Raw genomic sequence first — 13,529 nt, 5'->3', positions numbered from 1 at the left:
TTTATGGGAGATTATCGAAATATTCTGACCGAGGAAAAAGATGGAGTTCTTTACCTTACCATCAATAGAGAGGATAAAATGAATGCCCTCAACTTTGCCACCTTGGAAGAGTTGAGAGAGATTTTTGACCAAGTCATCGATGACAAAAGCATCAAAGCAGTCATCTTGACGGGCGCTGGAGAAAAGGCCTTCGTAGCAGGCGCTGACATCAGCGAAATAGCCGAATTGAATGAGGTAAATGCTAGAAAATTTGCGGAAAACGGTCAGGAAATTTTTTCCATGATAGAAAATTGCCACAAGCCGGTAATTGCCGTAACCAACGGCTATACTTTAGGAGGTGGCTGTGAGTTAGCGATGGCTTGCCACATGAGAATTGCCACTGCCAATGCGAAATTTGGACAGCCTGAAGTGAATCTGGGAATTATCCCGGGATACGGCGGAACGCAAAGAATGACCATTTTGGTTGGCAGAGGCAAAGCTAATGAATTGATGATGACGGGAGATATGATAGGTGCAGACGAGGCCCTGAGTCTCAAGCTTGTCAACCATGTACTCCCAACCAAAAATGATGCAATGGCTAAAGCCGAAGAAATCATCGGTAAAATCATGTCCAAAGCTCCTTTGGCTATCGGGATGATCGTAGACTGCGTGAATGCAGTCTATTTAGCTGAGGAAAATGGCTACCAGACTGAGGCAAATAGTTTTGCCCGATGTGTTAAATCAGGTGATTACAAAGAAGGAACAAGCGCGTTTTTAGAAAAAAGAAAGCCTGTGTTTAAGGGAGAGTAATTCCCTGACTCCCCATGAGTAATTTAAAAAAACTGGCCGGGCAAACCGCGATTTATGGACTGAGCAGCATTTTGGGCCGGTCCATTAATTTTTTACTGATCATAGTCTACACCCAGTATCTCAGTAAGGAATCGCTGGGTTCATTTACAAGCATCTATGCGCTGATCGGTTTTATGAATATCGTTTTCACCTATGGGATGGAAACGAGCTTTTTTCGATTTGCCACAGGAAAAAACCTGGATTCCCATAGAGTGTATTCCAACAGCCAATCGCTACTCATTTTATCCACCTTATTATTAGGTTCGGGACTTTATTTATTGGCCCCTTTCTTAGCTGAGTGGATGGATTATCCAGGACAGGCCTATTTATTCAGGTGGACTGCCTTGATTTTATCCTTCGATGCGATTTTGGCTATTCCATTTGCCAAACTTCGGTTGGACAACAAAGCTATTTCCTTCGCCTCTGCCAAGCTGATCAATATATTTCTCAATGTTGCGCTCAACATTGTCCTCATCATCTTATTTCCTCAATGGATCGAATCGGGTCTGATTTCCGATGGGTTCTTAGGATATAGGTTGGACTGGGGAGTGGAATATATTCTCCTAGCCAATCTCTTCGCCAATGGATTGATTATTCCCTTTGTTTGGTGGAAAGCGGGTCTTTTTTCTTTTCGACTGGAAAAAACAATACTTCGACCCATGTGGAATTATGCCCTGCCCTTGCTTTTCATGGGTTTGGCAGGTGTAACTAATGAACTCGTTTCCCGATTATTGTTTGAATACATACTACCGGAAAATTTCTATCCTGGATTGAGCAGCCGGGGAGCTGGAGGTGTTTTTGGAGCGAATTTCAAATTAGCGATTCTGATGAACCTGGTAATTCAGGCATTTAAATACGCGGCAGAACCATTTTTCTTCAGGGAATCAGAAAACAAAAACTCTCCGGCCATCTATGCAAAAGTGATGCATGCTTTCATCATTTTCTGCAGCTTGCTGATGATTGCTATTTCTGTGAATTTATTCTGGCTTGGCCCTATGGTGCTTCGAAGCTCTGGTTATGAAGCAGGTTTGTTTATTGTACCTATTCTATTAATGGGTTACTTGCTATTGGGCATTTACTTCAACTTGTCCATTTGGTTTAAAGTCACTGATCAAACCAAGTACAGCTTTTGGATCACTCTGGCTGGAGCCTTGGTTAGCATTTTGGTGGTCTGGATTTTTGTTCCGGTTTATGGCTACATGGGAGGAGCAATGAGCACCCTACTCTGCTACCTTTTGATGTGTATTCTTTGCTTTTATTTTGGGCAGAAATATTACCCCATCCCCTACCAAACGGGTAAAGGACTCTTTTACCTGATATTGGCTTTCGGCTTAAGTTACGGAGGATTCTATCTGAGCACAGACAATTCGGTTTTAGACTTTTTCATCAAAAATGCCATCATCATCCCATTTGCAATTTTAATTTTCATTTGGGAAAAAGAAACGTTAAAAAACCTTGTAAAAAGAAGAGGCTAGAAAATTCGGGATCATTTTTTGCAAAAATTTGTTTGCCAAGAGAAATCCAGAGAAAACCTGCTTTCTCTTAAGCCTTTTCGTAAAAGGCATTATGTTTGTGTTTTGATCCCATTATCCTATTATCCGTGAGTTCCAAGAAATTCCTAATTCTATATATTTCCCTATCCCTGTTTGCTTGGGATGGTTTTAGCCAGCAAAAGCTCTCCAAAAAAGAGCGCAAGCAGCAAAAAAACGAAGCTTTAGCCAGTAGATATTTTATCGAAGGCACCAAGCAGATGAATCTGGGTGATTTGGAGAAAGCCTTTTTTTACCTGCAAAAATCCGAGGAATTGAGTCCGGATGAGCCTGCAATCAACTATAAAATTGCAGAGGTTTACACCAGAGCGAATCAGCCAGAAAAGGCTCTTCCATTTGCTCTAAAGGCGGTGCAACTGGACGATGAAAATAAGTATTATGCCTTGATGGTTGCTGAAATCTACACCAATCTCAAGCAACCCCTGAAAGCTGCTGATATCTTGGACAGGCTGACTGCCGATGGGGAGAGCAACCAGCAGTACAATCTGGATTTAGCCTCTATTCTATTGAATGCAGGTGAGTTCGCCAGGGCATTGGTAGTATTGGACAGAGCTGAGGAATACTATGGAATCATGGAGCCGATTACGGTTCAAAAACAAAGAATCTACCTCAGAAACAACAACTTAGCAAAGGCAATAGAAGAAGGAGAACGTCTAATCGAAGCTAGACCAGGAAATCCAAATTATGTTTTGGGCTTGGTAGAGATTCTTTACAATAACAATCTGGTGGATAATGCGCTAAATCTGGTTAATGAGGAAATCAGCAAATATCCCAATCAGCCAGAATTACAAATGGCTGCCCATTCTTTGTTAAAAGAGAAAGGTCAGATTCAAAAATCAAATGAATATCTCATTCGTGCTTTTGCCAGTCCGGATTTAGACCCTGAAGTAAAATCCAGAGCTTTCGTTTCTCTTCTCAATGAATTTAAAACTCCTGAAAGAGAGATATTACTGGATAGCTTAGCCGGTTTCATGATCAAAACACAACCTGCAAACGCTGCAATTTTTGAAGCTTTGGGAGAAAGAGAGGCCAAAAACGGAAACCAGGAAGAAGCAAGAAAATACTTTAAGCAATCCTTAGACCTTAAGGCAAAAAATGCCAAACTGCTGGAGCAGATCATCCTCGGTTCTTTTGGAGAAAATCCGGATTTCCAAGAGGCTGAAAAATACACTACCATGGGTGTGGATGAATTTCCTAAAAATCCTGAATTCTGGTTTTATGATGGAATTGTGAAATCTGCTGTAAAAAAAGATTCTGCTGCTGTTGAATCTTTGAATAAAGCCATTGAACTCAATGCGAACAAAAATCCCCAACTGGATCAGGTGGCTTTTGGTTCCTTGGCTAGCTCCCTTTATAACCTTGGGAAAAAGGATTCAGCATTTCAGTTTTTTGAAAAAGCCTTGGTGCTCAACCCCAATGACGAACAAGTCCTAAATAATTACGCTTATTTTCTCTCCTTGGAAAAAAAGGATCTGGAAAAGGCCAAGACCATGTCTGAAAAAGTAATTAAGAAATTTCCAGACAATGGCACTTTTTTGGATACGTACGCATGGGTATTGTTTCAATTAGGGGATTATGAGGGAGCTAAGAAATACATGGCTCAAGCCTTAGAATTCGAAAGCAAGCCTAGCGGAGTTATGTTGGAGCATTATGGAGATATTCTCTACCATTTAGGAGACAAAAACGAAGCGATTTCATTTTGGAAAAAAGCAGCCGACAGTCCGGAGGCTTCAGAAAAACTACCTTTGAAAATAAAAGAAGGAAAATACCATGAGTAGACTTTTGAAAATCTTTTTTCTGGGAATGGCAGTGATTTTTTTGAATGCCTGTTCCAAAAAGGTGATCCCTTTTGAGTCAGATGGAAAAATGAGTGAATTCGCTCCATCCTATGCTGAATATGATTTTATCAATGCCAAGGCAAAGGTCATCATTGAAGAAGAATCCGGAAAAATCACCCGGGGTACTTTAAGCTTGAGAGCAAAAAAGGACAGTGTGCTTTGGTTTACAATTTCTCCGGGAATGGGCATGGAAGCAGTTCGGGGATTGATTACCAATGATAAAATTCAGATCAAAGACCGAATCGGAAAGGAAGATATTAATTTGACTTTCGCGGAATTTGAAAATTTCTACGGACTGAGTCTATCACTGGATTTATTTCAAAACATGTTTTGGGCAAATCCCCCTCATCCTTTTGATTACCAGGATCGATTAGTTCGAGTTGGAAAGTCCTTTGAGTTAACTCAGGTACGAGAACAGGTCCGCTACTTTAGCAAGGTGGACGTGAATGTCGCAAAGGTTTCTGAATTGGTCAGCAATTCCTTGGATGACAGGGGAAGTTTACTGGCTAGCTATGCTTCTTTTCAGGATGTAAATGGTCAGGCTTTTCCATCGGAAGTGCTTTATAAATTGGCTTACAAGCTTCCGGAAGGAAGTCAGAACACCATCATTAATTTGGAATGGGTGTCCATCAACCCACAGTCAGAACCTTTGAGTTTCCCATTTAGATTTTAGAATCAGCATGCGTCAGCAGTTCGTTGTAGTAATTACTCTTGTTCTTTTAGCCTTTTTCTCAATGGAGGCTCTTGCTCAAACGAGCAAAACCCGGGAGGAATTGGAAAGGGAAAAAGCCGAAGTTCAGGCCAAATTGCGGGAGTTTGATGCAATTCTTAAGCAAACCGCAGCTACTAAAAAGAATACGATTGGGGAGCTAAACGCGATCACGCAGCAGTTTCAGACCCAAAACCGCTTGGTCAATACACTAGACCGGGAAGTAAAACTCCTGAATCAAGAAATCTCCACCACAGAAAGCAGAATTGCCAGCTTAGAACAGCAACTCAAAGACCTTAAAGCCGAATATGGAAGAATGGTCTACAATGCTTCCAAGTTGAATAGAAGCTTATCCATTGTAGCTTTCGTTTTTAGTTCCTCAAGTTTCAATCAACTGTATATGCGATTGAAATACCTCAAGCAATATTCTGATAGCAGAAAACAACAGGCCGAACAAATTCAAAAAGTAGCAGCAGAACTGGCGGAAATCAGAGTTGAATTAGATCTGAGAAAGTCAGACAAGGAAAAAGTATTGGCTGAGGAAAGGTTGGAAAGAGCCAAACTAGAGGAACTCCGAAAGGAACAGCAGACCATGGTCAATACACTGACCAGGAAAGAAACTTCCATTAAGAGGCAGATAACTGCTACCAAAAAGCAGCAACAGCAGTTGGAATCCATGATCAGAAAGGCAATTGAGGATGAAATCCGTCTTGCAGAAGCTGCTGCCAGAAAAGAAAACAGTAAAGCCACCAAATCAGCTGGAAGCAGCATGCCGATGACTCCGGAAGTAGCTGCGCTTTCCAGTTCTTTTGCAGGAAATAAAGGCAGACTTCCATGGCCTGTAGAAACAGGGTTTGTAACCCAGACATTTGGTGATAATCCACACCCGACTTTGAAAGGTATCACAGTGCCGAGTGATGGATTGAACATTCGTACCCAACCCAACTCTAATGTGAGAACGGTATTCGATGGAACAGTAGCCAAAGTAGCCTCCATGCCGGGCTATGGGGAAACGGTATTGATCAAGCACGGAGAGTATTATACCTTATATAGCAAGCTTAAGTCCGTTTCTGTAAAATCAGGTCAAACTGTCAAAGCAAAAGACGTAATTGGTACTGTTGCTACGGATGCAAACGGCGAAGCTGAAGTTCATTTCCAGACTTGGAAAGGTCTTCAAAAAATGGATCCAGCCACCTGGATCACATCGAAATAGCTATAAAATTCGTATATTCAAGAAAAAGATTCATAGAGTCGCAAAGCTTCTTTGTCTAAGCCGATGACAGTTATATCTTTGTGACCACATTTACCCTAAACAAATTAATCATGACAACATTGGGTTTTATTCAAAACATGGGCGGTGGCTCGATCATTTTGATCATCTTGGTCATTCTCCTATTATTTGGAGCAAAAAGAATCCCTGAATTAGCAAGAGGCCTAGGCCGCGGAATCAGAGAATTCAAAGATGCTACCAAGGATATTCAAAACGATCTCGAAGAGGGACTGAAAGACAAGAAAAAGTAATCCCTTAAGCCAATAAGCTTTGGAACGATTCATTTCATTCGAGGAAATCAAAAAATCGCTCGATAAAAAAGAGACTGATTGTCAGACGATTGTCGGTCATTATTTACAAAACATTCAGACGAAGGCGCATCTCAACGCCTTCGTCGAAGTTTATGAGCAATCCTCTTTAGAAAAAGCCAAGCAAATCGATGAGAAAATTGCCTTAGGAAAAGCGGGGAAACTTGCTGGGATGGTAATTGGTATCAAAGATGTATTGTGCTATGAAGGACATGAATCCAACGCTTCCTCAGCAATACTCAAGGGCTTCGAAGCCCAATTCACCTCCACAGCAGTTCAGAGACTCATACAGGAAGACGCCATCATCATAGGCCGTCTCAATTGTGATGAATTTGGAATGGGAAGTTCCAATGAAAACTCTGTCCATGGCAAAGTTCTTAATGCTCAAGACGAATCCCGCGTACCGGGAGGATCCTCAGGGGGGTCTGCAGTAGCTGTACAGGCGAATTTATGCACAGCTTCACTGGGAACAGATACCGGCGGTTCCGTTCGTCAACCTGCAGCATTCACAGGAGTTATAGGCATGAAGCCTACCTATTCCAGAATTTCAAGATGGGGTTTGATTGCTTATGCCTCCTCTTTCGATACAATTGGTATTTTTTCAAAGTCTGTAAAAGACAATGCCCTGATCATGGAGGTCATTGCCGGCCATGATGAGTTTGATAATACCTCCTCGAGAAAACCAATTTTCCCTTACTCTCAATTATTACATTTCGAGAAAAAGGCTAAAGTAGCTTACCTGAAAGAGACTATTGAGTCACCTGCACTACAGCCGGAAATTAAAGAGCAAACTCTCAAAGTACTGGATCAACTTAGGGAAGAAGGTCATGAGGTAGAAGAGGTTAGCTTCCCTTTGCTAGACTACATTCTTCCTACTTATTACATTTTAACCACAGCAGAAGCCAGCTCCAATCTTTCCCGTTTTGATGGGGTAAAATACGGTTACCGCAGTCCCAATGCTCATAATTTGGAAAGCATGTATAAACTGACCAGAACGGAGGGATTCGGGGAAGAAGTGAAAAGACGGATCATGTTGGGAACTTTTGTCCTCAGCGCCAGTTATTATGATGCGTACTTCACTAAAGCACAGAAAGTCAGAAGATTAATTAAAGAATATACTGAAAATCTTTTGCAGGATTTTGATTATATTTTGTTGCCGACTACGCCATCTACTGCTTTCAAATTTGGTGAGCATAGTGATGATCCTGTTGCCATGTATTTAGAAGACTTATTTACTGTGCAAGCATCCGTGTCAGGTGTTCCGGCTATCTCCATTCCAAATGGAAGAGATAAAAATGGCATGCCAATTGGACTACAAGTCATTGCAAATTCGTTTAAAGAAGCGGAGCTTTATGCATTTAGTAATTATCTAACTCAATTAACCGACTAAACCCATTCTCATGATGAAAAAGACTTTGTTCAGAACAATCACACTTTCAGTTTTTTCTTGTTTGATTTTCCTGACAAATGCTTATTCACAGGACGATGAGCTTATTGCTGCTGCTCCCTTTTCAGAAGATGATGTGCAGCCAAATTATCATTATGAATACATTCCTGACTTCACATACGATCAGATAGATAAGCGAATTAAGGCAATGAAAACCGATATGCCTTTTGAGCTGAATGATAGAATTTTTTCATTTATCCAATATTTCACGGTTAGAAATAGAGATTACACCAAAATGGTTTTGGCCAGAAAAGATCTCTTTTTCCCACTTTTTGATGCAACCATGCGCAAGCATGATATGCCTGAAGAAATAAAATACCTCTCCATCATAGAGTCGGGTTTGGATCCTCAGATTAGATCTAGGGTTGGGGCCATGGGCTTGTGGCAATTTATGCCAGCCACTGGAAGAATGTATGGAATGGATGTCAATCCTTATGTGGATGATCGCATGGATCCTGAAATGTCCACTGATGCGGCGGCAAAATACTTGAAGTCCTTGTATAGAATGTTTGGAGATTGGGAAGTAGCCATGGCTGCTTACAATTGTGGTCCCGGCAATGTAAGAAAAGCCATCAGACGATCAGGAGGAAAAAAGACATTCTGGGAAATTTACAATTACCTACCAAGAGAAACCCGCGGATACGTACCGCAGTTTCAGGCTATGCTGTACATCTTAAATCATTTGGAAGAACATAACTTTCATCTTGAAGAGCCTACCTACTCCCCTGCATATGAAAAAATCAGGTTTGATCGGGTAATGACACTGGATAAGCTGGCTGAATTGACCAACCTCTGTATCCCTGATTTGGAGAAGTTGAATCCTTCCATCAAAACCAGACAAATTCCGGAAGCCAATAGAAGCATGGCGATCCGAATCCCAAAATCGAAAGCCCTTTTTGTAAAGGAAAATCTGGCTTGGATCAGTGATTCTTTGGGTAATGCACCCCTAGATTTGGCCGCTGGAGATAAACTTATAGTACAGTCTGTGGAATCTATAGCAGAGGAAATCCAGAGAAATGGAATTACCTATCGAGTAAGATCTGGAGATGTTTTAGGAACAATTGCCAGTAGACATGGTGTGACAGTTTCTCAAATCCGAGCTTGGAATGGGATTTCCGGCAACTTGATCCGCGTCGGACAAACCCTTACACTCTACACCTCTTCGGGTTCCAACTCAGGAGGAATAGCACAGGCAAGTACCAATTCAAATGGACAAAGAACTTACACAGTGCAGCCAGGAGATTCCCTTTGGATTATTTCTAAGAGACATGCAAACCTAACAGTGGAGCAGCTCAAACGCCTGAATAATTTGAATTCAAACAATATCAAGCCAGGTCAAAAACTTATCATCGGATAATACAATTTTGATATCAGGGGCTTGAAAGCTCCGGAAACTGTTAATTTTTTTTAACAAAGGCCAAAAGATGGGCTTGCATTCAGGTTTCCGATTGGAAAGTATTTATTTTGAATCTCCCAAGAATCAAACCAAATCTGAATGAAAACCCTTTCACAAATTATAGGAATTCTTTTGCTAGGAACTTTATTGATTTCCTGCTCAAGCGAAGGAAGCAATTCCAACAGTACCAAACCTAAAGCCCGGGGTTCTATCGGGGAAATCATCTTAGTAATAGATTCTGCCAAGTATGCAGGACCTGTTGGAGATGCATTAAAAGACATTTTTGAGGCAGACTTGCCAGGCATGGTAAGATCTGAGAGCAAGTTCAAAGTAAACACCGTGGATCCACGAGCAATGACCAGAATGCTCAAAATGTCCACTAACCTCATTTATGTAACCACTTTTGATGATAGAGGCTCATCTTCTCAGGTAATCAATGCTCAGTTTTCAAAAGAGTCCAAAGAAAAGGCCCTGAATGACCCTTCATTATATTCCTTAAGAGTTGAGGATGAATATGCAGTTGGTCAGGAGGTATTATACCTTTTTGGAAATACGGAAGAGCAACTGGTAAAAAATCTAAAAAAGAACGGAGATAGATTACAGAACCTTTTCGAGGTAAGAGAAAGAGGCAGATTGGAAAAAATCATCCTAGCCAGAAAAAATACAGCTGCCAATGCAGAGGCAGAGAAAAACTTAGGGATACAGATCAATATTCCCGCTTCTTACCAAGTTGCCAAGTCTGTTCCTAACTTTTTATGGGTAAGACAGCCAACCCCTACCGCCAATCGTGCAGATATCAGCCTGTTTTTTCATGTAGAAGATTATGTCTCAGAAGAGCAGACTTTTCCGGAAAACATCCTGAAAATCAGAGACTCAGTAGCAAGAAATCATATTTTTGGCGATCCTGACGATCCTACCTCTTATGTAGTAACTGAAAAACAAATCGTTCCAGCTTTCCGAAACATGGTGATAAATGATAATTTTACCACCGAAATAAGGGCTTCTTGGAAGACCAACAACATCAGTATGGGCGGTTCTTACCTGGGTTATCTCATGGTTGATGAGAAAAAGGGTAAATTATACTACATTGAAGGCTTTGTATTTTATCCCAATGAAGTTCATCGGGACGCCCTTCGTGAAATTGAAACCATTTTGCTCAATACAGATGTAAGCTGGATTCCGGATCAAGGGGCCTAAAACCCAAATAATTCGGCTTATATGGCAATTAAAATTCGCAAGGAGGACGCACTAAATTATCACACTCAAGGTTCTCCCGGGAAAATTGAAGTAATCCCGTCCAAACCCCTTTCCAGTCAAATGGACTTGGCTTTGGCTTATTCTCCAGGAGTAGCTGAACCATGTAAGGAAATTGAGGCTGATGTAGAAAATGTCTACAAATACACGGCTAAAGGAAATCTTGTCGCTGTCATCTCAAACGGTACTGCGGTGCTGGGATTGGGAGATATTGGGCCAGAGGCTTCCAAACCCGTAATGGAAGGAAAAGGCGTTCTTTTTAAAAAATTCGCAGGAATTGACGTTTTTGACATAGAGATCAATGAAAAGGATCCAAAAAAATTAATCGAAATTATCCGATCCTTAGAGCCTACTTTCGGGGGAGTCAACCTGGAAGATATCAAGGCTCCTGAATGCTTTGAAATCGAGCAGACTCTTAAGCGGGAAATGAACATTCCTGTCATGCACGATGATCAGCATGGAACAGCAATTATTTCCGGAGCTGCACTTCTCAACGCTTTGGAAATAGTTGAAAAAGATATTTCCGAAATCAAGTTGGTGGTAAATGGTGCTGGAGCATCAGCTGTTTCCTGTACCCGATTCTACATGTCATTGGGCGTGAAGCGTGAAAACTTGGTGATGTGTGACAAAGAAGGTGTAATCCGTCAGGATAGACCAGAATTGGATGATATCAAGAAAGAATTTGCTACCCATAGAGACTTGCGCACTTTGAGTGATGCACTTGCAGGAGCAGATGTATTTTTAGGTCTTTCGGCAGGTAATATTGTATCCCAGGACCAAATCAAATTGATGGCTGCAAATCCAATTGTATTTGCGCTAGCCAACCCTGATCCGGAAATTGCCTATGATTTGGCAATTGAAGCTAGAGAGGATGTGATCATGGCTACTGGCCGATCTGACCATCCTAATCAGGTAAATAACGTATTGGGATTCCCATATATCTTCAGAGGAGCTTTGGATGTAAGGTCTACCGCAATCAATGAAGAAATGAAATTGGCAGCTGCCAAAGCAATCGCCAAGTTGGCGAAGGAGCCAGTTCCAGATATCGTTAACAAAGCTTATGGTGAAAGTAAACTAGGGTTTGGTCGATTCTATTTGATTCCAAAACCACTTGATCCAAGACTAATCACCACTATTGCTCCGGCAGTAGCTAAGGCGGCAATGGACTCAGGAGTTGCTAAGAATCCAATTAAAGATTGGGCAGCTTACGAACTGGAACTGCAGGAAAGAATTGGTATCGATCAGCGATTGATGTCAGTGGTTATTTCCAGAGCTAAGAAAGATCCTAAGAAAGTCGTATTCGCAGAAGCCGATAACCGCAAAATATTGAAGGCTGCCCAGATCATTCGGGATGAGAAAATAGCCAACCCGATATTGCTTGGTAACAGAGCTAAAATCTTGACTTTGATCGAAGAAAACTCATTAGATCTGCAAAATGTAACAATCATTGATCCATTGGAGGAAAGCGAGAAGCTTTCTCAGTTTGCAGATATTCTGTATAAAAAACGTCAAAGAAAAGGTATGACCTTGGCTGACGCCTCCAGACTCGTAACTCAAAGAAACTACTTTGGTGCCATGATGGTGGAAACTGGTTTGGCGGATGCATTCATCTCAGGTTTGACTAGAGATTATCCAAAGACTATTCTTCCATCACTTCATACAATTGGAGTAAAGGATAAAACCAAGAGAGTGGCCGGGATGTATATCATGAATACCGATAAAGGCCCTTACTTCTTTGCGGATGCAACAGTAAACCTGAATCCAACAGCGGAAGAATTGGTGGAAATCATTGGATTGACTGCAGACGCGGTTCGATTCTTCAATATTGAGCCTAGAGTTGCTGTTTTATCTTACTCCAATTTTGGATCAGCTAAAGGGGAAATCGCCGAGAAAATGGCAAAAGCAACTGCCATGGCAAAACAGAGATTCCCAGGCTTGATCATAGAAGGTGAAATGCAGGCAAACGTGGCTTTGAATGAAGAGATCCAAAGAGATGTTTATCCATTCTCCCAATTGATCAACAAAAAGGCCAATACCCTGATTTTCCCAGATTTGGGATCTGGAAATATCGCATACAAGCTTTTGGCTGAACTAGGAAATGCTGAAGCAATTGGGCCGATTTTGTTGGGTATGAACAAGCCTGTACATATTCTACAGTTAGGTAGTTCCATCCGAGAGATAGTCAACATGGTGGCTATAGCGGTAGTGGATGCACAAATTGCAGGTAGACCATGATAGATTATTTGAGAGGAAAATTGGTTTTCAAAGACCCTACCTATGTGATCATTGACGTAGGAGGAATTGGATATCATGTCAAAATTTCCCTTCAGACATACAGTAAAATCAAGGATGAGGAGCAAATCAGGCTCCTCACCTTTTTACATATTAAGGAAGATGCTCACACACTCTACGGATTTAAAGAGGAGGATGAAAAGCGTCTTTTTTTATTGCTGATTTCGATCAACGGAGTAGGACCAAATACCGGCTTAATGATTCTGTCATCTTTGAGCTCCGAAGAAATCGAACAGGCAATATTAGCTGGTGATGTAGCTACTATTCAACATGTCAAAGGAATTGGTGCTAAGACCGCTCAGCGGATTATTCTTGAGTTGAAAGACAAAGTCAGCAAATCCGGATCAGATGTTTCTACTAGTTCTTTGGGATTTTTAAAATCAAGCAATAAATTACGTGAGGAGGCGTTACAAGCCTTAATTACTTTAGGTTTTCCAAAAGCGGCTGCGGAGAAAAATATCACTCAGGTGCTCAAAAAAACCACTGGAGAAATTTCTTTAGAAGATTTAATTAAAGCATCTTTAAAGACCACATAATTTAAACTTGGATTGAACTTTCGGAGGATACTGACTTTTTGCAGGGGAAGGTCTCGAGGCAGTTGGCCTGTTTGCTTCATCCTGTTTGGATTGTTTCTGAG

Annotated in this window: 11 protein-coding genes; all 11 read left to right on the top strand. The window is 41.3% G+C overall.

The features are described 5' to 3' along the window. Positions 1-3 precede the first annotated feature (3 nt). The 11 genes from FL972_RS06560 to ruvA all read left to right on the top strand — a co-directional run bounded on the left by FL972_RS06560 (position 4) and on the right by ruvA (position 13,428). The gene (locus FL972_RS06560; RefSeq protein ID WP_144604250.1) at positions 4-789 is read left to right on the top strand and encodes an enoyl-CoA hydratase/isomerase family protein; all 786 of its coding nucleotides are present in this window, start codon (positions 4-6) and stop codon (positions 787-789) included. A 14-nt stretch (positions 790-803) separates the two neighbouring features. Beyond that, positions 804-2,303, top strand: a complete 1,500-nt coding sequence (locus FL972_RS06555; protein ID WP_144604249.1) for a lipopolysaccharide biosynthesis protein — start codon at positions 804-806, stop codon at positions 2,301-2,303. 125 nt (positions 2,304-2,428) lie between these two features. After that, the gene (locus FL972_RS06550; RefSeq protein ID WP_250161300.1) at positions 2,429-4,156 is read left to right on the top strand and encodes a tetratricopeptide repeat protein; all 1,728 of its coding nucleotides are present in this window, start codon (positions 2,429-2,431) and stop codon (positions 4,154-4,156) included. Next, positions 4,149-4,889, top strand: coding sequence for a DUF4292 domain-containing protein (locus FL972_RS06545; protein WP_144604248.1), 741 nt, complete (start codon positions 4,149-4,151; stop codon positions 4,887-4,889). The genes FL972_RS06550 and FL972_RS06545 overlap by 8 nt, the downstream gene beginning before the upstream one ends. Before the next feature lie 7 nt (positions 4,890-4,896). After that, positions 4,897-6,138: a murein hydrolase activator EnvC family protein gene (locus FL972_RS06540; RefSeq protein WP_144604247.1), complete on the top strand. Its 1,242-nt coding sequence runs from the start codon at positions 4,897-4,899 to the stop codon at positions 6,136-6,138. Positions 6,139-6,248: 110 nt separating this feature from the next. Further along, positions 6,249-6,446: a twin-arginine translocase TatA/TatE family subunit gene (gene tatA, locus FL972_RS06535; protein ID WP_091649576.1), complete on the top strand. Its 198-nt coding sequence runs from the start codon at positions 6,249-6,251 to the stop codon at positions 6,444-6,446. 19 nt (positions 6,447-6,465) lie between these two features. Then, the gene (gatA, locus tag FL972_RS06530; protein WP_144604246.1) at positions 6,466-7,893 is read left to right on the top strand and encodes an Asp-tRNA(Asn)/Glu-tRNA(Gln) amidotransferase subunit GatA; all 1,428 of its coding nucleotides are present in this window, start codon (positions 6,466-6,468) and stop codon (positions 7,891-7,893) included. A 10-nt stretch (positions 7,894-7,903) separates the two neighbouring features. Next, positions 7,904-9,307 (top strand): LysM peptidoglycan-binding domain-containing protein, encoded by a 1,404-nt coding sequence (locus FL972_RS06525; protein ID WP_250161299.1) that lies wholly within the window; start codon positions 7,904-7,906, stop codon positions 9,305-9,307. A gap of 138 nt (positions 9,308-9,445) precedes the next feature. Next, positions 9,446-10,543, top strand: a complete 1,098-nt coding sequence (locus FL972_RS06520; RefSeq protein WP_091649569.1) for a DUF4837 family protein — start codon at positions 9,446-9,448, stop codon at positions 10,541-10,543. 21 nt (positions 10,544-10,564) lie between these two features. Beyond that, positions 10,565-12,835, top strand: a complete 2,271-nt coding sequence (locus tag FL972_RS06515; RefSeq protein WP_144604245.1) for an NADP-dependent malic enzyme — start codon at positions 10,565-10,567, stop codon at positions 12,833-12,835. Continuing rightward, entirely contained in the window at positions 12,832-13,428 is a 597-nt protein-coding gene (gene ruvA, locus FL972_RS06510) for a Holliday junction branch migration protein RuvA (RefSeq protein ID WP_091649564.1), read from the top strand. Before FL972_RS06515 ends, ruvA begins: the two co-directional genes overlap by 4 nt. Positions 13,429-13,529: the final 101 nt, after the last annotated feature.

This window comes from Algoriphagus algorifonticola (assembly GCF_007655305.1).
GTDB classification, from domain to species: Bacteria; Bacteroidota; Bacteroidia; order Cytophagales; family Cyclobacteriaceae; genus Algoriphagus; species Algoriphagus algorifonticola.
The sequence above is the reverse complement of the archived record's forward strand: the minus strand, read 5'-3'. Positions and strand labels throughout refer to the sequence as shown.

Bases quoted from the DNA above. Each gene is read 5' to 3' on its own strand.
- FL972_RS06560 (WP_144604250.1), top strand. From the start codon at position 4: ATGGGAGATTATCGAAATATTCTGACCGAGGAAAAAGATGGAGTTCTT.
- FL972_RS06555 (WP_144604249.1), top strand. From the start codon at position 804: ATGAGTAATTTAAAAAAACTGGCCGGGCAAACCGCGATTTATGGACTG.
- FL972_RS06545 (WP_144604248.1), top strand. From the start codon at position 4,149: ATGAGTAGACTTTTGAAAATCTTTTTTCTGGGAATGGCAGTGATTTTT.
- FL972_RS06540 (WP_144604247.1), top strand. From the start codon at position 4,897: ATGCGTCAGCAGTTCGTTGTAGTAATTACTCTTGTTCTTTTAGCCTTT.
- tatA (WP_091649576.1), top strand. From the start codon at position 6,249: ATGACAACATTGGGTTTTATTCAAAACATGGGCGGTGGCTCGATCATT.
- FL972_RS06525 (WP_250161299.1), top strand. From the start codon at position 7,904: ATGATGAAAAAGACTTTGTTCAGAACAATCACACTTTCAGTTTTTTCT.
- FL972_RS06520 (WP_091649569.1), top strand. From the start codon at position 9,446: ATGAAAACCCTTTCACAAATTATAGGAATTCTTTTGCTAGGAACTTTA.
- FL972_RS06515 (WP_144604245.1), top strand. From the start codon at position 10,565: ATGGCAATTAAAATTCGCAAGGAGGACGCACTAAATTATCACACTCAA.
- ruvA (WP_091649564.1), top strand. From the start codon at position 12,832: ATGATAGATTATTTGAGAGGAAAATTGGTTTTCAAAGACCCTACCTAT.